This is a genomic window from Pseudoalteromonas sp. S2755, from assembly GCF_005886535.1.
GTDB lineage: Bacteria > Pseudomonadota > Gammaproteobacteria > Enterobacterales > Alteromonadaceae > Pseudoalteromonas.
This window is the reverse complement of record NZ_PNDS01000134.1, coordinates 1-17,769: the sequence shown is the minus strand read 5'-3', so window position 1 is coordinate 17,769 and position 17,769 is coordinate 1. Positions and strand designations below refer to the sequence as shown.

Annotated in this window: 18 protein-coding genes and 2 tRNA genes; 8 read left to right on the top strand and 12 right to left on the bottom strand. The window is 44.3% G+C overall.

Annotated elements, in window-relative coordinates; all coding sequences use genetic code 11:
* Nucleotides 1–457 precede the first annotated feature (457 nt).
* The 12 genes from rlmM to hemA form a co-directional block, all read right to left on the bottom strand.
* On the bottom strand, nt 458–1,543 hold the full coding sequence (gene rlmM, locus CWC03_RS19215) for a 23S rRNA (cytidine(2498)-2'-O)-methyltransferase RlmM (RefSeq protein ID WP_138583249.1): 1,086 nt from the start codon (nt 1,541–1,543) through the stop codon (nt 458–460).
* Nucleotides 1,544–1,556: 13 nt separating this feature from the next.
* Nucleotides 1,557–1,925, bottom strand: a complete 369-nt coding sequence (locus CWC03_RS19210; RefSeq protein WP_128725961.1) for a DUF423 domain-containing protein — start codon at nt 1,923–1,925, stop codon at nt 1,557–1,559.
* The gene (locus tag CWC03_RS19205; RefSeq protein ID WP_128725962.1) at nt 1,918–2,556 is read right to left on the bottom strand and encodes an alpha/beta family hydrolase; all 639 of its coding nucleotides are present in this window, start codon (nt 2,554–2,556) and stop codon (nt 1,918–1,920) included. Before CWC03_RS19205 ends, CWC03_RS19210 begins: the two co-directional genes overlap by 8 nt.
* Nucleotides 2,553–3,458 carry a transcriptional regulator GcvA gene (locus tag CWC03_RS19200; RefSeq protein WP_128725963.1) on the bottom strand — a complete coding sequence of 302 codons (906 nt, stop codon included), beginning with the start codon at nt 3,456–3,458 and terminating at the stop codon, nt 2,553–2,555. The genes CWC03_RS19205 and CWC03_RS19200 overlap by 4 nt, the downstream gene beginning before the upstream one ends.
* 85 nt (nt 3,459–3,543) lie before the next feature.
* Nucleotides 3,544–4,398 carry a 3-deoxy-8-phosphooctulonate synthase gene (kdsA, locus tag CWC03_RS19195; RefSeq protein ID WP_010370475.1) on the bottom strand — a complete coding sequence of 285 codons (855 nt, stop codon included), beginning with the start codon at nt 4,396–4,398 and terminating at the stop codon, nt 3,544–3,546.
* A gap of 10 nt (nt 4,399–4,408) precedes the next feature.
* The gene (locus CWC03_RS19190) at nt 4,409–5,659 is read right to left on the bottom strand and encodes a DUF819 family protein (protein WP_138583248.1); all 1,251 of its coding nucleotides are present in this window, start codon (nt 5,657–5,659) and stop codon (nt 4,409–4,411) included.
* Between the two features lie 36 nt (nt 5,660–5,695).
* On the bottom strand, nt 5,696–6,562 hold the full coding sequence (locus CWC03_RS19185) for a tetratricopeptide repeat protein (RefSeq protein ID WP_138583247.1): 867 nt from the start codon (nt 6,560–6,562) through the stop codon (nt 5,696–5,698).
* Nucleotides 6,563–6,711: 149 nt separating this feature from the next.
* Nucleotides 6,712–7,086 (bottom strand): SirB2 family protein, encoded by a 375-nt coding sequence (locus tag CWC03_RS19180; protein ID WP_029215915.1) that lies wholly within the window; start codon nt 7,084–7,086, stop codon nt 6,712–6,714.
* An 8-nt stretch (nt 7,087–7,094) separates the two neighbouring features.
* Nucleotides 7,095–8,636 (bottom strand): response regulator, encoded by a 1,542-nt coding sequence (locus CWC03_RS19175; RefSeq protein ID WP_138583246.1) that lies wholly within the window; start codon nt 8,634–8,636, stop codon nt 7,095–7,097.
* Nucleotides 8,637–8,683: 47 nt separating this feature from the next.
* Complete coding sequence (gene prmC, locus CWC03_RS19170) at nt 8,684–9,526, bottom strand: peptide chain release factor N(5)-glutamine methyltransferase (RefSeq protein ID WP_138583245.1); 843 nt, start codon at nt 9,524–9,526, stop codon at nt 8,684–8,686.
* Entirely contained in the window at nt 9,526–10,614 is a 1,089-nt protein-coding gene (gene prfA, locus CWC03_RS19165) for a peptide chain release factor 1 (RefSeq protein WP_138583244.1), read from the bottom strand. The genes prmC and prfA overlap by 1 nt, the downstream gene beginning before the upstream one ends.
* A 7-nt stretch (nt 10,615–10,621) precedes the next feature.
* On the bottom strand, nt 10,622–11,878 hold the full coding sequence (gene hemA / locus CWC03_RS19160) for a glutamyl-tRNA reductase (protein ID WP_138583243.1): 1,257 nt from the start codon (nt 11,876–11,878) through the stop codon (nt 10,622–10,624).
* A gap of 83 nt (nt 11,879–11,961) precedes the next feature.
* Here hemA and lolB point away from each other — a divergent pair, with 83 nt between their 5' ends.
* From lolB to CWC03_RS19120, 8 genes are all read left to right on the top strand, one after another.
* Nucleotides 11,962–12,546: a lipoprotein insertase outer membrane protein LolB gene (lolB, locus tag CWC03_RS19155; protein ID WP_171040283.1), complete on the top strand. Its 585-nt coding sequence runs from the start codon at nt 11,962–11,964 to the stop codon at nt 12,544–12,546.
* Nucleotides 12,543–13,391 carry a 4-(cytidine 5'-diphospho)-2-C-methyl-D-erythritol kinase gene (gene ispE, locus CWC03_RS19150; RefSeq protein WP_138583241.1) on the top strand — a complete coding sequence of 283 codons (849 nt, stop codon included), beginning with the start codon at nt 12,543–12,545 and terminating at the stop codon, nt 13,389–13,391. The genes lolB and ispE overlap by 4 nt, the downstream gene beginning before the upstream one ends.
* Before the next feature lie 92 nt (nt 13,392–13,483).
* A complete protein-coding gene (locus CWC03_RS19145; protein WP_010370444.1) occupies nt 13,484–14,431 on the top strand; it encodes a ribose-phosphate pyrophosphokinase in 948 nt (315 codons plus the stop codon).
* 161 nt (nt 14,432–14,592) lie between these two features.
* Entirely contained in the window at nt 14,593–15,201 is a 609-nt protein-coding gene (locus CWC03_RS19140; RefSeq protein ID WP_138583240.1) for a 50S ribosomal protein L25/general stress protein Ctc, read from the top strand.
* 19 nt (nt 15,202–15,220) lie between these two features.
* Nucleotides 15,221–15,805 (top strand): aminoacyl-tRNA hydrolase, encoded by a 585-nt coding sequence (pth, locus tag CWC03_RS19135; RefSeq protein WP_138583239.1) that lies wholly within the window; start codon nt 15,221–15,223, stop codon nt 15,803–15,805.
* Between the two features lie 96 nt (nt 15,806–15,901).
* Nucleotides 15,902–16,993, top strand: coding sequence for a redox-regulated ATPase YchF (gene ychF, locus CWC03_RS19130; RefSeq protein ID WP_138583238.1), 1,092 nt, complete (start codon nt 15,902–15,904; stop codon nt 16,991–16,993).
* A gap of 308 nt (nt 16,994–17,301) precedes the next feature.
* Nucleotides 17,302–17,378 (top strand) — tRNA-Met (locus CWC03_RS19125).
* 120 nt (nt 17,379–17,498) lie between these two features.
* Nucleotides 17,499–17,583 (top strand) — tRNA-Leu (locus tag CWC03_RS19120).
* Nucleotides 17,584–17,769 lie beyond the last annotated feature (186 nt).

Sequence of the window (17,769 nt, the reverse complement as noted above, 5' to 3'; positions counted from 1 at the left end):
GACAGAGAAAATTTACGGCGCAAGCTTGAGGCACAAGATCGCGTTGTGAGATGCATCAACAAATCAGCAAACACCCGTGTGGGAGCCGCTTTATGCGGCGAGCTTGATGAAAAATATCGCGGTGTAAAATCGCTCCTACAACTAAGCTAACTCCCGTCTAAGAACCGCTTTACGCGGCAAGCTTGATGAAAAATATCGCGATGTGAGATCGCTCCTACAACTAAGCTAACCCCCGTGTGGGAGCCACTTTAGGCGGCGATTTTGATGCAAAAGATCGCGATGTGAAATCGCTCCTACAAACAAGGTAACATCGGTGTGGGAGCCGCTTTACGCGGCGAGCTTAATAAAAAAGCTCGCGATGTAAAATAGCTCCTACAACTAAGCTACCCCCCGTGTGGGAGCCGCTTCATGCGGCGAGCTTTATGAAAAAATCGCCATGTGAAATCGCTCCTACAAATCAGCTATACAAATTTTGCGGTACTTTAAGCACGTTAATATGTACCGTGACTTCCTCACGGTCATGATATAGGTGTTTTGCTTGGATCTCATAATCTACATTGTACTTTTGCAGCTCTTCATGGATAAGCGTAAGACATTCATACACACTGTCGAAGCGTTTTTTCATCGGTAGCTTTAAGTTAAAGATCAGCTCTCGAGCAAACGCATTCACCACCCAGTCCACCATTAAATCAGCAACACGCGTTGGCTTTTCGACCATATCACACACCAACCAATCAATATTGCGTTTTTCTGGGCGGTACTTGAATCCATCTTCACGATAGTGCTTCACTTGTCCCGTTTCCATCAGGTCATCATTCATCGGGCCATTATCGATTGAGGCTACGAACATGCCACGGCGTACGAGTTGGTATGTCCAACCACCTGGGCAAGCACCTAAATCAACGGCTCGCATCCCCGCACGTACACGTGTCCCTTGCTGGTCTTTAGGCACAAAGACATGGAATGCCTCGTCTAATTTTAGCGTCGAGCGGCTTGGTGCGTCCGATGGCATTCTCAGACGCGGGATCCCCATAAAAAATGGCGAATTGTTATCACTAAACGAATAACCAACATAAGCGGTGTTATTGGCAAGGAACAATACGTGTAATACAGGCTTGGCAGGTTTTACCTCACGAGTCAGCTTGTTTTGCTTCTCGAGCGCCTTAGACAAAGGCGTTGAAAACTTTTTACAGAATTTAGAAAGTTCTTTTCCTTCATTAGTATCTGGCGTTTCAACGCGCAGCTCACCACACAAAGGAAAACCTTCCACAGCCGCTTTTATCACGCTCACTCTGTCTTCAATCGGCATATGGGTATGTAAAGAGCCAACAAACCACTGCCTTGCAAACACCAGTTTCTTAAAGTCGATTTTCTTCGCTAAGGTCTCAGCATCATTTGGCGAAAAACACTCAAATGTTACAAAAGCAGTATTCGGCTTAGCTTTTACGTAGCCAGCAATTCCATGCTTTGCAGCATAATGATTAATTTCGGCTGCGGCGTCACTTTCAAAACCACCGCGACAATAGATAACGATACTCGACATTAGATTCTCTAGATTAAAAGGAAGATTTAGCAGCTTGAACTATCAATAAAATCCAAGCAATTAAAAAACAGGTACCACCGATTGGGGTGATTGGCCCTAGCCATTTCATGCCCGTTAAAGCTAGTAAGTACAGACTACCACTAAATAGCAGTACACCAGCAATAAAGAAACCACCAGCAATTTGCACCTTGAGGCCCCATTTGATTAAAAACGCGGTGGCAATAATGGCAAGGCCGTGAGTCATTTGGTACTGTGCAGCTGTATTAAAAATACCAATAGCATAGTCGCTCAAACGTCCCTTGAGACCGTGAGCGGCAAACGCGCCGAGTGCCACAGACAATAAACAAAACACGCTGCCAATAATCAAGTAGAGCTTAGCCATGACAGCGCTCCTTAATAAAATTCGCCGCTATCGCGGCGGCATTCGCGCGGCTCTCTGACTCGCTTACACCACTCACCTTACGTGGCTTGAGTGAATGGTCGCCGTCTTTGAGCCACTTCACCATAACTTGCTCGGGAAAGCACATGGCATCAACCTCTGTGCGATTGCCAAAGGTATCGCGTTCGCCTTGTAAAATGAGCAGCGGGCATTTCAACTCAGGAAAATGATCCACTCTGAGCTTTTCCGGCTTACCTGGCGGATGGAATGGATAGCCAAACGCAAGTACTCCTTCCACCTTTACAGTGGTTTCACAGGCCAGCATAGATGCCATACGCCCGCCCATTGATTTACCACCAATAAAGAGCGGTAAGCTTGGCTCTACTGCTGCCAGTACTTGTTGAAAATACGCGAGTAGCTTAGGAGCACGCTCTGGTGGGCGTTTTTTCCCCTCTTGTTTGGCTTGCTGCATATATTCAAAATCAAAGAGCCCAACTTGAACGCCCTTAGAAACAAGCAACTTAGCCATTTCTTGCATAAAATCACTATCGCTTCCTGCACCTGCACCATGGGCAAAAATAAACTGTGCAACTGGGTTTTCAGCATAGTGCCATTCAATATTTACTGCGCTCATAAACTATTTAACTCTTGTTCGTGTTCTACCATATCAAGCATCCATTCTTTGAATGAAACTATTTTACCCAGCTCCGACTGTGACTCTCTAAATACCAAGTAATAGGCATTTTTACTTTCGAGGTGGTGACTAAATGGAATAACCAGTCGCCCTGCATCTATATCCGGTCTTGCCAGTACGCTATTGCCCAGCGCCACACCTTGGCCGTGAATCGCTGCCTGTAACACCATAGAAGAGTGACTGAAGATAGGCCCGGTATTTACCGCCACATTTCTGACCCCTGCGGTTTTCATCCATGCCTTCCAAGCGCGACGCGTGGTGTCATGGAGTAAAGTATGCTGGGCCAAATCGCTTGGCTGATTAAGTGGTTTGGGGCCAGTTAACAAAAATGGGCTACATAATGGCACAAAGTACTCGGTATGTAGCTTATGGGTTTGCACCCCATTCCAGTTACCACGACCGTAGTAAATCGCGACATCAACATCATCCGTTAACGAATTATCGTCGTGATCTTGGGCTTTGATCCGTACATCGATTTCAGGGTGCAACTCATTAAAGTTACTCAGCCTTGGTACCAACCATTGAATTGCAAAGCTCGGCGTCAAACTCACCGTTAACGACCCTTTTGCGCCTCGTGCTAGGAGCTTTTCAGTCGCATCGATTAATTGTGAAAAAATATCTTTAATATCGAGGTAATAGCCCTGCCCTTCCTCAGTTAACAGCAAGGAGCGATTTTTTCGCAAAAACAGTTTTAAACCTAGATGTTCTTCTAAGATTTTAATTTGATGACTAACTGCAGCTTGAGTGACGTACAACTCCTCTGCTGCTTTGGTAAAGCTCAGGTGTCGTGCCGCCGCCTCAAAGGCCTTTAATGCATTTAATGGTGGAACTCGTCGTGACATTCATTCATGCCTATAAAAAACCCGCTAACCGCGGGCAAGTAAAATCCCCAAACAACATCTAATTATGAGGTCGCTTGGGTATAGATTATAAATCAGCTGCGCTGGTGTCCAGTGGCGCAAAACTCTTAACTAGCTCATCTACCGCTTTCATCTGTTGTAGGTAGCCTTCAAGTTTAGCCAATGGCAATGCACAAGGACCATCACACTTAGCTTCATTTGGATTCGGATGCGCTTCAATAAAAAGTCCAGCTAACCCAAGTGCCATACCGCTACGAGCAAGTTCAGCAGCCTGAGCACGGCGGCCATCGGCAGAGTCGCTACGACCACCCGGACGCTGTAGTGCATGTGTCGCATCAAAAATAACAGGGGCCATACGCTTCATGTCATCCATGCCCAGCATATCCACGATCAGGTTGTTATAACCAAAGCTACTGCCGCGTTCACAGAGGATAACTTTGTCATTACCCGCTTCATTGATCTTCTTAATGATATGACGCATTTCATGTGGCGCTAAAAACTGTGGTTTTTTCACGTTGATCACCGCACCAGTTTCTGCCATCGCGACAACTAAGTCAGTTTGACGAGCAAGAAACGCCGGTAACTGGATCACATCAGCCACTTCCGCAACGGGTTTTGCTTGGAATGGTTCATGTACATCGGTGATAACCGGTACATTAAAGGTCTTTTTGATTTCTTCAAAAATCTTTAAGCCTTCTTCCATGCCAGGGCCACGGTAAGAGTTAATTGACGAGCGATTGGCTTTATCAAATGACGCTTTAAATACGTATGGGATCCCAAGTTTACTTGTAACCTCAACGTAATGCTCTGCGATTTGCATTGCTAAGTCACGAGACTCAAGCACATTCATTCCACCGAACAGTACGAACGGCTTATCGTTTGCAACTTCTCGTCCCGCAACATTAATAATATCTGTATTCATTTTTTATCCTTTAGCTGCCTATTACACGAAGCAATTGTCCGCATAACCAAGCCATATAAGTACCAAGGGCATAACCAAGTACCGCCAGTAACACACCGACCGGAGCAAGCGCCGGGTGGAACGCCGAGGCCACCACCGGCGCAGATGCCGCACCACCAATGTTTGCTTTACTGCCAACGGCAACATAAAACACAGGTGCTTTAATTAATTTAGCAACGATAAATAACAAACCAACATGCACGGCCATCCAAATAACACCAATAACGACGTATTTAGGCGCCTCAACAATTTTGGTGATATCCATGTGTAGACCAATGGTTGCTACTAAAATATATAAAAAGCTCGAGCCAATTTTTGACGCGCCAACCGCTTCATATTGACGTGCTTTGGTAAACGAAAGTGCTAGACCTATGGTTGTAACGAGGACAATGATCCAAAACAGTTTGCTGTGAAGAGAGAACTTCTTCAGCTCTGGGTAGTTACTACTAAAAAATGGCACCAGTAAGTCCGCAGCAAAATGCGCAAGCCCCGTAGCACCAAAAGCAAAACCAACTAGGATCATCAAATCTTTGAGCTCGGGTTTTCTTGCGTGCTCGGCTTCAAATGCTTGTACTTTGTCAATTAGGCGGTTGATTGAAGAAGTATCCGCCCCTGTTCGCGCATCAATTTCTTTATTGCGCGCCGCCATATAGAGCAAGCACGCCATCCACAAGTTTGCGACAACAATATCAACCGTTACCATGATGGTGAAAATTTCTCCACCTGCGCCGTAAATCTCTTTCATCGCCACCATATTGGCACCGCCACCAATCCAGCTTCCTGCAAGCGCGGCCATACCACGCCATACAGCTTCAGGGCCAGTTACACCAAGTAGCTCAGGCATAAAGGTAGCAGTAAGTAAAAGTGCAATTGGGCCACCAATCACCACACCCACCGTTCCCGTTAGGAACATGATAATTGCCTTTTTACCCAAAGCCGCTATCGATTTTAGGTCAATACTTAGTGTCAATAGCACCAAACAAGCGGGTAACAGATAATACTTTGCTACCGTGTAAACATCGTTATTGTTGCCATCAACGATACCAAAGGTATTTAACAGAGATGGTAAGAAATAACACATCAACAGCGCCGGCACGTACTTGTAAAACTTTGCCCAAGCTCCGCTTTTTTGACTCGATGTGTAAAAAACAAATCCCAGAATAACGGCCAATAGGCCCATAATTACCGCGTTATTGGTAACGAGCGCAGCGCTTTGCTCCATAAATCCTCGCTGTTATTATTTTTTATATAACTATGTTTAATGCAAAATATTATTATGATCAGCCAACTCTTTGATCTGATGCTGGATCACTTCAATGGTTGGGTCGTCCGGACATTCATCAACGAAAAACTGTAAGTCGTCTTTTGCCATCTTCGGACAATTTAATTGGTTGAGTAAATAGCCTCTATCACGACGCTCATAAGGATCATCGCCTAAGATATCCATCAATTGCTCGACACAACTTAACGCGTGACCAAACTTTTCTGCCGCAATAAACGCCCACTTTTGCTGAGACAAATAAAGCTTCAACGACTCTTCATTAAAAATAAGCTCCATCGGCTCTTGGTCTTTTTCTTGTTCTTTGTCTTGGTTGTTTTCATTTTCTGGGATTATGTACCAGCTCTGGTGGCCTGAGCTTGGCTCAATGACATAACCCTCCTCTTCGCTAAATGCGACATGCACGATAATCTCCCCTTGACTTAGAGCAAGGCTTGCCTCTAACTTCGCTCGTTCAAGCAGGTGCACTAAAATAAGACCCAATGCAGTATTAGTACCACTGCGCATAGAAAGAGCGTAGCAAACACTGTTGAGTTTGTATTCTGGTACCTTTTGGCTGCTACCACTGAATAGCCACAGGGTATAAAAAGCGTCCAAGATTTCATCCAAACATTTATGTTTGCTTACATGCTTATGGCGAATTTCATCCACGGCAAATTCAAGCTCTGCTAACTGACACAAAGTTTCATTGGTATCAGCTTGTGCATCCCAACTTTGCTCAGCCTTGATACAACGGATCAATGGCGGATAGGAAAATGCATCTGAATTGTCATCGAGAGATAAGTCATTCTCATCTAACCAGATATCATTCTTCATAAAATTCGATTTCTCTTGAATTGCTTTCATTTAGAACGACTAGTTTACCACTTTTTGTCATATTCCCAAGGGGGGAAATTTAGTAATACCAATCTATCGTTCGCTGAAATAGTAAAAGTGTTTACTTATTATGGAGATATAGAAGCGCTCCGCGATAAGCCAAGCGCCAATTGAAATGCTTAAGCAAAGAAGCCTTGTTTACTTACGGCGAGATGCGCGATGGCCATTAGTACCAATGTTGCAGCGCCTAGCGCCAAGTATTTGGTCTTTTTAACACTTGCTTTTGCAATTACAAAACCCAGCGCAATATAACCAAACACTAAAACGATTTTTTGTAGTAGCCAAGGTTGTTGTGCTGGATTCAGCCCCGCGGTTACCGCCAAAATAACAGCCGTAACTAGCAATAAAGTGTCTACACTGTGGCTGGTAATAAACACACCTTTGTTTGTTGCTAACTTACCAGAGCCCAAACGCGAAAACGCGCGAGTGTAAAATAGTACAATACTCAATACCACAAATAATAAGTGCGTATGTTTTAACGCCATGTAATCCATATCATTCTCTAATCAGGGAAACGTTGTAGGATCAATTCTAACTCATTAATACAACGGTTGAATACATCTACGAGTTTAGGGTCAAAGTGTTTTCCCTTTTGCGCAGTAATCTCTTTTTGCGCATCTTCCTGGCTCCATGCCTCTTTGTAGCAACGTTTATGGCGTAAGGCGTCATACACATCGGCTAGTGCCACTATACGACCATAAAGGTGTATTTCATCGCCTTTTTTGCCTTTCGGATAACCGCTACCATCCCATTTTTCATGGTGGTCTCGAGCGATTAACGCGCCCGCACTGACAATCTCACGACGAGAATCTTTTAATAAGTCAAAGCCTTTGTCTGTATGAGTTTGCATGACTTTCCACTCTTCGTCATCCAGCTTGCTAGGCTTATTTAAAATCGCGTCAGGAATACCAACTTTACCCACATCGTGCAGTGGTGACGCCATTTTCACCAGCTCTGCTTCTTTATCAGAAAGACCCATTTCTTTGGCAAGCGTATAGCAAAGGTATGCCACCCGCTTCACATGATTGCCAGTATTGGTTGAATGAAGTTCAAGTGCTTCACTCAAACGGATCACCAGTTCTTGCTGGGTATCTTCAATCTCGGCTTGTAGCTGTACATTTTCGTACGCCAATTGCATATTCTGGGCAAAAATATCAATTAAGTGACGCTGAGTCTCGGTTAAGAACTCAGGAATACCAGACACAAATAGCATTGAGGCGTGGTTATAGTCACTGGAGCAGTAGGCGAATAAGTAGTTATCTTTATACACAATGTCTTTATCTTGTAATGCTTTTAAGCAAGCATCCATTTGATCGCTGCTGAGCACTTCCGAAATTGGCTTACCCTCGCTACTTTCAAACTCTCCACGCCCTGCAAATACAACCAGTTGATCGTTCGTTTGGCCTGCTTCTTTACCCGCTGCAAGTGATGTTGCATACATAGCTTGGTCGACCGTGCCTATCAGCGAAGTAAGTTGCTGTAACACGCCCTCAATAAAACTCTCAATTGAGTGAGTCGCAAAAATATCACGGGAGGCTTTAATGATTTTCTCAAGCCCTTGTCTTGATTGATCGATGGCAAGAATGTCACGATATGAACGCAAGCTCGACATCACCACTGTAAAGAGTTTTTGCGCGGTGAGTTCTGTTTTCGACTTATAGTCGTTGATATCGTAGTTCACGATAACCTGGCGCTCAGGCGCTTGACCTGGCTGACCAGTTCTTAAAATAATACGGATATGGTTGTTTTTGGCGGTTTCACGAATGTATTTTGCGACCTGCAAACCAGCATCGTCGGTTTCCATAACCACATCCAGTAACACTACCGCAGCATCGGGGTTGGCATCGACAATTCTCTTTGCTTCTTCACCGGAATAAGCGCTAATAAATTCCAGACGCTTTTTTTGAAACTCAAAGTCACTCAGTGCTAACTTTGTCACTGCATGCACTTCGGGCTCATCATCGACAATAATAACCTTCCAAGTGCCTACTTTTTCAGGTTCAACTATGTCAGCGGGTTCGTCTGAAAACAAAAAATCATCCATATTGCGGATCCTATTGAAGCGCCTAACTTTCGTGTGAGTTCATGACTTTAGGGTAACATTGCCAAAGTCACTCTATCACACCCTGCCATATCTTTTATTGTAAGTATATTAATATACGCCATTTCTGCAAAAAACTGTTGGATCTTATCTGCTTGCTCAAAGCCATGTTCAAGTAGCAAATATCCCCCCGAGTTCAGATATAGCTTAGCCGTCCTGATGATATGAAAAATATCCGCATAGCCATGGTCATCTGCGACCAGCGCACTGAGCGGTTCAAATCTCACATCCCCTTGTGATAAGTGATGATCGGCTTCATCAATATAAGGTGGATTACTCACAATCAAATCAAACTGTTGCTCTGCAACTGCGCTAAACCAATCACTTTGCAAAATCGACACGTTTCTAAAGCCCAACTGAGATTGATTCGACTTTGCAAGCGCCACGGCGTCTGCTGAAGCATCTACTGCGGTGATTTGCCAAGCCGGATATTCACTCGCCAACGCCAGTGCAATCGCGCCAGTACCTGTGCCTAAGTCTAGCACCTGAGCGTCATTTGGCATGCTGAGAGTTAAAACATGCTCAACCAGAGTTTCAGTATCAGGCCTTGGAATAAGCGTGCTGTTGTTGACTTTTAAAGGCAGGCTCCAGAATTCTCTTTGACCTGTGATGTGTGCGACAGGCTCTCCCGTAACACGGCGTGCGATACATTCTTCGAATCGCTGCTGCTCTAGTGTAGAAAGCTCAGCTTCGGGCCAAGTAAAGAGATAAGTGCGGTTTTTATCGATAACATGGAGTAACAACACTTCGCTATCGAGCTTTGCTGACTCGGAGTGTGGTAACAGCTCAGAGGTTGCCCAAGCAACAGCTTGGGCAATGTTAAGTGTTGGCATTAATCGCTTTCGCTCATTGCTGCTAGTAGATCAGCCTGATATTCAATAACCAGCGGATCGATAACAGCACCCAGCTCACCGGAGATCACTTCATTAAGGCGATATAGCGTCAAGTTGATACGGTGATCGGTAATACGGCCCTGCGGGAAGTTGTAAGTACGAATACGCTCAGAGCGGTCACCGCTACCTACTAGATTACGACGTTCAGAAGCTTCTGCTGCCGCACGTTTTTCATCTTCAGCTTGCTGTAAACGCGCACTGAGTACAGACAGTGCTTTCGCCCTATTTTTATGTTGTGAACGTTCGTCCTGACACTCAACCACAACGCCGGTCGGCAAGTGCGTGATACGAATAGCAGAATCAGTTTTGTTGACGTGCTGACCACCTGCGCCCGAAGCACGGAAAGTATCCACTTTTAGGTCAGATGGATTAATTTCGATTGCTTCTGCCTCTGGGATCTCTGCCATCACAGCAACCGTACACGCAGAAGTGTGAACACGGCCTTGAGATTCGGTTTCAGGAACTCGTTGCACACGATGAGCGCCGGATTCAAACTTTAGTTTGCCATAAACTCCATCGCCGCTGATGTTAGCGACCACCTCTTTGTAGCCACCGTGTTCGCCTTCGTTAGCGCTCACGATTTCAACGCGCCACTTTTGCGTTTCTGCGTAACGGCTATACATACGGAATAAATCACCAGCAAAAATCGCCGCCTCATCACCGCCCGTTCCCGCGCGCACTTCCAAGAATACATTGTTATCATCTTTTGGATCTTTTGGTAGCATCAATACTTGAAGGTCATCTTCAAGCGCAGCAATGGCAGCTTTTGCTTCTTTATACTCTTCCTGTGCCATTTCACGCATGTCAGGGTCCGAGTCTTTTAGCATTTCTTCAGCAGTTGCAACGTCTTCCTGAGCCTGCTGGTAGGCTGTAAACGCTTTAACTACGTCTTCTAATTCTGAAAACTCTTTTGACAAGGCGCGAAAGCGGTTCTGATCGCTAATCACCTCAGGTGAGCTTAGCATCGCTTGAACTTCTTCATAGCGCTCTACTAAGGTTTCTAACTTACGATATACAGACTCTTTCATTTACACGTTATTCCTGCTCAATACCTAATGTTTGCTTGAGTTGCGCTAACTTATCTATATCGCCTTCTTTCGCAGCCTCTTGAATGGCGCGTGTTGGAGCGTGTGTTAGTCGATTACTCAGCTTATTTGCTAATTCAATAATAATTTTATCTGCTTCTTTGCCCGATTGTAGCTGATTTAGTGCTTTATCCACGAGCTCATTTTTAATTTCTTGTGCACTTTGTCGATACTGCCTAATGACATCCACTGAATGCAGCGAACGTTGCCACTCAGAAAACTCTTGCGTGCGTGTATCGATGATCTGCTGCGCTTCGATGGCCGCTTGTTCACGGCTGGCCAAGTTTTCATTGACTATCGCCTGTAGGTCATCGACTGAATAAAGATAAGCGGCATCCAACTCTGACACTTGGCTTTCGATATCACGAGGCACCGCAATATCGATAAATAACATTGGCTTATGACGACGCTTTTTCAGCGCTTGTTCGACTACTCCCTTACCTATTATTGGCAAGGTGCTCGCAGTAGAACTGATAACAATGTCTGCACTTGGCAGCGCATCTGGCAACTGTGCCAGCGAAATAACACTGCCGCCAACTTCTGTTGCCAGGTTTTGTGCACGCTCTATTGTGCGGTTCGCGACTGTGATTGACTTTGGGTTATGCTGCGATAAGTGTTTAGCAACTAACTCTATCGTTTCACCGGCACCGATTAATAAAACCTGAGTTTTATCTAATTGACCGTAAATATGCTTTGCCAAATTAACAGCGGCATACGCCACTGAGACAGCACTTGCACCAATATCTGTTTCGGTACGCACTTGCTTCGCCACCGAAAAAGTCTTTTGAAATAAGCGCTCAAATGTTGGCTGAATTGCATGGTGCTGTTTGGCTGTACTAAAAGCTTGTTTAATTTGGCCAAGAATTTGTGGCTCACCTAAAACCAATGAATCAAGACCGCAGGCAACTCGCATTAAATGGTTCACTGCATCCTGATTCATATGCACATAGACATTTTCTGTTAAGTCTCGTTGCTCTATGTTATGAAAATCTGACAACCAACTGAGTAGTGCTTGGGGATCAGCAGACTCAAGGCTACAATAGATCTCGGTTCGATTGCAGGTCGACACAATCACAGATTCTTTAAACTGCGAAGAATGTTGGAGTTGGTGCAATGCTTCTGTAAGCTGTTCTGGAGAAAACGCCACTTTTTCACGTAATTCTACAGACGCGGTTTTGTGATTGATACCAAGTGCGATGATGGTCATAGATGCCAGTATTGCTCGAGCCCTGCTTTAAAGCCGGCAATTTTACCAAAAATCAATCGAATATGGAAAGTAAGGAAAGGCCTTTGAGACAACTTCATTTGATTTTACTCATATTTTTATTAATTTTAACCGGTTGTGCGCAACAATTACCTCAGCAAAACGTAGCACAAGACTGGCAATCTAGGCTAAAGCAACAAAAAAATTGGCAAGCGAGAGGTAAACTTGCATTTATTGCCCCAGACAATCGTCAATCAGCTAACTTTAATTGGTACTTAAAAGAAGAGAAACAAAATCTGATTTTAACCAGCTTTGTTGGCACCCGCATATTCGAACTAGAAGAGTTAGACACGCACTCAGAGCTGACCTTTGAAGATAATGTCCATAAAGGCATGGACAGTAGCGACTTAGTTAAGCGGTTAAGTGGTCTCTCTCTTCCAGTCAATCAAGCCCCTCAATGGCTAACAGGTTTAGTTGAAGCACCAGCCAGCGAACTTGATGACCTTGGCAGAATAACCAATACACAGTGGCAAAGCCCATCTGGCAGAGTGTGGCAAATCACCTATCAACAATATAAAATGCAAGATGGAATGTGGCTACCTAGCCGCATGAAACTCTCATCGACCAATATTGAGGTCAAAGTATTAATCACTTCATGGCAGTTTAAATGAAGACATTGACGCTAAGCGCTCCGGCAAAATTAAATCTTTTTTTGCATATCAATGGCCGTCGAGAAGACGGCTACCATGAACTAGAAACTTTATTTACTTTCTTAGATTTTGGCGATGAATTAGCATTTACGCTAACCAGTAACCAGCAAGAAATCGTCATTTGTGGTGACACCGCAGGTATTCCACTCGAAGATAACCTCATTTATAAAGCCGCCAAAATTCTTGAGCCCTATAAAAAAATTGCTGCTGGTGTCGACATTCACTTAAATAAACAGCTTCCCATGGGTGGAGGTGTTGGTGGTGGTTCATCCGACGCAGCCACGACTTTATTGGCACTCAATACACTGTGGCAATGTCAGCTTACTATCCCAGAACTTGCAAAACTCGGTCTCCAACTAGGCGCCGATGTGCCTGTTTTTGTTGAAGGTAAAACAGCCGTAGCCCACGGCGTTGGTGAGCAACTTGAGCCAATTGACATCGCTCAAAAATGGTATTTGGTGGTTGCCCCACCCGTTCATGTCAGCACCGCGTTAGTCTTTACTCACCCAGACTTACCGCGCAATACGCCTAAGCTAAAAAGCGGCTGGAAACTCTCGGATACGGACAACGACTGTCAAACTCTTGTCAAAAAGCTTTACCCCGAGGTTGAAAAGACCCTCGCGTGGTTGCTAAAATATGCACCAACCAAAATGACTGGTACTGGAGCTTGTTGTTTCGCGGAGTTTGAAAATCGTGAGGCAGCGCTGCGTGTGCTCGAAATCCTACCTTCATCTTGGCAGGGCTTTATTGCCCAAAATACAAGTGAGTCAATTTGTCATCGACAATTGCGCGCTTGGCAAAACTAGAAGTAAATTGTTTAAGTTAGCTTGTTTTGACTTTTTTATTTCATGGTCATTGCATGTTAGTCCAAAAAATTCAGTGCCTGAGGAACCCTACCGTGCCCGACATGAAGCTCTTCGCTGGTAACGCAACACCTGAGCTAGCTCAAAAAGTTGCAAAACGTTTGTTTATTGAGTTAGGTGATGCCGTTGTTGGCCGTTTTAGCGACGGTGAAATTAGCGTTCAAATCAACGAAAACGTTCGTGGTTCAGATGTATTCATCATCCAATCAACATGTGCTCCTACAAATGATAATTTAATGGAGTTAATCGTCATGGTTGATGCGCTACGTCGTGCATCTGCTGGTCGTATCACCGCCGTTATTCCTTATTTCGGTTACGCACGTCAAGACCGCCGCGTGCGCTCTGCTCGTGTTCCAATTACTGCTAAAGTTGTTGCAGACTTCCTTTCAAGCGTAGGTGTTGACCGTGTTCTTACCGTTGACCTACACGCAGAACAAATCCAAGGCTTCTTCGACGTACCTGTTGACAATGTATTCGGTAGCCCAGTGCTAATCGAAGACATGAAAGAGCGTAAGTTCGAAGATGTAGTAGTAGTTTCACCTGATATCGGTGGTGTGGTTCGTGCTCGTGCGATTGCAAAACTGTTAGATGATAAAGACCTAGCGATCATTGATAAGCGTCGTCCACAGGCTAACGTTTCTCAAGTTATGCACATCATTGGTGATGTTGCTGGTCGTGACTGTATCATTGTCGATGACATGATAGATACAGGCGGTACTTTATGTAAAGCAGCAGCGGCACTTAAAGAGCACGGTGCAAAACGTGTATTCGCTTACGCAACCCACCCAGTACTTTCGGGCAATGCTGCGGAAAACCTACGCAACTCAGTTATCGATGAAGTTATCGTGACTGACTCAATTCCACTTTCTGATGAATTGAAAGCGCTTGATAACATCAAAGTATTAACACTTGCAGATATGATGGCTGAAACAATCCGCCGTATCAGTAACGAAGAGTCAATCTCTGCGATGTTTCAACACTAATCGGCAGCAAAACTGATTAGCCAAAAAGCACCTCTGGTGCTTTTTTTGTTTTATAGGTTTCATTGCAAGTGCGTTAGTGGTATATTGGCGCGCCTTTTTTAGGCAGGGAGCTTGGTCGCGAGCTCTCTGACACATTAACTTAAATTATTTTGGAGACATCCATGTCTGTATATAAATTAGACGCTGAAGTACGTTCTGACCTAGGTACTGGTGCGAGCCGCCGCCTACGTCGCGCTGACAAAGTTCCTGCAATCCTATACGGTGCTGGTAAAGATGCAGTTTCACTAACTTTAGATCACAACAAAGTATTGAAAGCGCAAGAAGACGAAGGTTTCTACACTCACATCCTAACGCTAAACATTGGCGGTGAGTCTGTTGAAGCAATTCTTAAAGATATGCAACGTCACCCGTACAAGCCTAAGATCACTCACTTAGACTTCCAACGCGTTGATGCTTCTCAAAAGCTTCACACTAAAGTTCCGGTTCACTTCATCAACGAAGAGAAAGCAACTAAAGGTGGCAACACTATCGTTCACCAACTAACTGAAATTGAAATCACTTGTCTTCCAGCAAGACTTCCTGAGTTCATCGAAGTTGACGTAGCGACTCTAGCTGTTGGCGAAACTCTACACCTGTCTGATATCAATCTTCCAGCTGGTGTTGTTTCAGTTGAACTTGCTAAAGGTGCAGATCACGACCAAGCAGTTGTTTCAGTAAACGCTCCTAAAGCAGCTCCTGCTGAAGAGTCTGCTGAAGACGCAGCTGAGTAATTGTTCAGGTGTTAACACCTTGAATAATATTCAAATGCTTGTGGGCCTGGCTAATCCAGGCCCCGAATACGCAAACACCCGTCATAACGCTGGCGCTTGGTTTATCGAAGAACTAGCCAGAAGATACAACTGCCTCCTAAAACCAGACACTAAGCATCACGGCCTCACAGGCAAAGTGCTCATCAATAACCAAGAGTTTAAGTTGCTGATCCCTACTACTTATATGAACTTAAGTGGTAAAGCGGTTGCGAGTCTCGCTAATTTTTATAAGATCCCCGTCGAGAGTATTCTTGTTGCTCACGATGAAATGGATTTAGAACCCGGTATCGCCAAACTCAAAAAAGGCGGTGGTCACGGCGGGCACAATGGCTTAAAAGACATTATCGCTAAAATGGCAAACAACAAAGAATTTATGCGATTGCGCGTTGGTATTGGTCACCCAGGACACAGAGACAAAGTCACAGGGTGGGTTCTAGGCAAAGCACCACAAGCTGAACAAGAAAAAATTGATGCCGCTGTGGATGAAGCTGTTCGATGTATGGAAATACTCGCAAAAGACGGTGTGTTAAAAGCGCAAAATCGACTACATTCATTTAAACCGTAACAGTTCACTGCTGCGATTGATTGAGTAATACCTAAGCTTCTCGTTCGCCATGATGCGGGCTTGAGATAATACGGTAGAAATTTAGGAATAAACACTATGGGTTTTAAATGTGGCATTGTTGGTTTACCTAACGTAGGTAAATCTACTTTATTTAATGCGTTGACTAAAGCGGGCATTGAGGCCGCGAACTTTCCTTTTTGTACTATCGAACCGAATACCGGTGTAGTACCAGTACCAGATGCTCGTCTTGACCAGCTAGCTGAAATTGTAAAACCTCAGCGCACTATCCCAACTTCAATGGAGTTTGTAGATATTGCCGGTTTGGTAAAAGGCGCATCAAAAGGTGAAGGTTTAGGTAACCAGTTTTTGGCAAACATCCGTGAAACGGATGCTATCGGTCATGTAGTTCGCTGTTTTGAAAATGAAAATATCGTTCACGTAGCGGGCCAAATCGATCCTGCTGAAGACATTGATGTTATTAACACTGAGCTGGTACTTGCAGACATGGATACTGCAGATCGCGCAGTTTTACGTAACGCAAAGAAAGCGAAAGGCGGCGATAAAGACGCGAAATTTGAACTGGTTGTACTTGAAAAAGTAAAAGCGCACTTGGACGAAGGCTTAACGCTTCGCTCACTTGAGCTAAATAAAGAAGAAGCAGCAGCAATAAGCTACCTAAACTTTTTAACGATCAAGCCAACTATGTACATCGCCAACGTTAACGAAGATGGCTTTGAAAATAACCCATTTCTAGACAAAGTGCGTGAAATTGCGGCTGCAGAAGATGCGGTTGTGATCCCAGTATGTGCAGCAATTGAGGCTGAACTTTCTGAACTTGAAGACGAAGATAAGAAAGAGTTTATGGATGACTTAGGCTTAGAAGAGCCGGGCCTGAACCGCGTAATACGTGGTGGTTATGAGTTGTTGAAACTGCAAACTTACTTTACAGCTGGCGTAAAAGAAGTACGAGCATGGACTATCCCTGTTGGCGCGACAGCACCTCAAGCTGCTGGTAAAATCCACACAGACTTTGAGCGTGGTTTTATTCGAGCGCAGACTATTGGCTTTGATGATTATATCGCGTTCCGTGGTGAATCTGGTGCGAAAGATGCAGGTAAAATGCGTCAAGAAGGTAAAGAATACATCGTAAAAGATGGCGATGTAATGAACTTCTTATTTAACGTGTAACCGTAGTTACTACACGCTATCTCAATAAAAGGAGCTTCGGCTCCTTTTTAGTTTTATCAACTCTGCTTTTTAATCAAATAACACCTTTTCTTCAAAGTAAGTTATAGAGTCCAAAGGAATAAAAATTCACAGGCATTGTTAAACATTTGCAATTGCCCCGCCTGATTTGATATAAAAACAAGCCGTTTCGCTTAATTTATCTGCAAACAAACTGTGTTAGCAGATTTTTTGCAAAAAAGGTGTTGACGGCTTGGGGGCATATACGCATAATACGCCCCGCATCAGCGATGATGAGAAGTTAAATAGATGGCTATGTAGCTCAGCTGGTTAGAGCACATCACTCATAATGATGGGGTCCCCTGTTCAAATCAGGGCATAGCCACCATATTTTAACTACTACCAAAACTCATCTAGCTAGCAAAAATATGTGCGAAAGTTTCGGGATTAGCAGTTGTCTAGATATAGACGCTGGATTTAGGTTCCAATAACTAATGCAAAAATATGTGCGGAAGTGGCGGAATTGGTAGACGCGCTGGATTTAGGTTCCAGTATCTTCGGATGTGAGAGTTCAAGTCTCTCTTTCCGCACCATGTTCTTTTAAATCAGAACTCAAAAAGATTTTATTTCGTTGGAGTATCGCCTAGACACGAAGTGGAAGCGGTAAGGCAGAGAAGAGAGAGGTTTTGATCCCTCACTCATCCACCCTCAGATTCAAATCCTGGGTTCAACAATTTAAGTTAGATTTGAGTTTTCGTTGGAGTATCGCCAAGCGGTAA

What these genes read in the sequence shown, in the direction of transcription:
- rlmM (WP_138583249.1), bottom strand. Translation starts at nt 1,543, where the DNA reads ATGTCGAGTATCGTTATCTATTGTCGCGGTGGTTTTGAAAGTGACGCC.
- CWC03_RS19210 (WP_128725961.1), bottom strand. Translation starts at nt 1,925, where the DNA reads ATGGCTAAGCTCTACTTGATTATTGGCAGCGTGTTTTGTTTATTGTCT.
- CWC03_RS19205 (WP_128725962.1), bottom strand. Translation starts at nt 2,556, where the DNA reads ATGAGCGCAGTAAATATTGAATGGCACTATGCTGAAAACCCAGTTGCA.
- CWC03_RS19200 (WP_128725963.1), bottom strand. Translation starts at nt 3,458, where the DNA reads ATGTCACGACGAGTTCCACCATTAAATGCATTAAAGGCCTTTGAGGCG.
- kdsA (WP_010370475.1), bottom strand. Translation starts at nt 4,398, where the DNA reads ATGAATACAGATATTATTAATGTTGCGGGACGAGAAGTTGCAAACGAT.
- CWC03_RS19190 (WP_138583248.1), bottom strand. Translation starts at nt 5,659, where the DNA reads ATGGAGCAAAGCGCTGCGCTCGTTACCAATAACGCGGTAATTATGGGC.
- CWC03_RS19185 (WP_138583247.1), bottom strand. Translation starts at nt 6,562, where the DNA reads ATGAAAGCAATTCAAGAGAAATCGAATTTTATGAAGAATGATATCTGG.
- CWC03_RS19180 (WP_029215915.1), bottom strand. Translation starts at nt 7,086, where the DNA reads ATGGATTACATGGCGTTAAAACATACGCACTTATTATTTGTGGTATTG.
- CWC03_RS19175 (WP_138583246.1), bottom strand. Translation starts at nt 8,636, where the DNA reads ATGGATGATTTTTTGTTTTCAGACGAACCCGCTGACATAGTTGAACCT.
- prmC (WP_138583245.1), bottom strand. Translation starts at nt 9,526, where the DNA reads ATGCCAACACTTAACATTGCCCAAGCTGTTGCTTGGGCAACCTCTGAG.
- prfA (WP_138583244.1), bottom strand. Translation starts at nt 10,614, where the DNA reads ATGAAAGAGTCTGTATATCGTAAGTTAGAAACCTTAGTAGAGCGCTAT.
- hemA (WP_138583243.1), bottom strand. Translation starts at nt 11,878, where the DNA reads ATGACCATCATCGCACTTGGTATCAATCACAAAACCGCGTCTGTAGAA.
- ispE (WP_138583241.1), top strand. Translation starts at nt 12,543, where the DNA reads ATGAAGACATTGACGCTAAGCGCTCCGGCAAAATTAAATCTTTTTTTG.
- CWC03_RS19140 (WP_138583240.1), top strand. Translation starts at nt 14,593, where the DNA reads ATGTCTGTATATAAATTAGACGCTGAAGTACGTTCTGACCTAGGTACT.
- ychF (WP_138583238.1), top strand. Translation starts at nt 15,902, where the DNA reads ATGGGTTTTAAATGTGGCATTGTTGGTTTACCTAACGTAGGTAAATCT.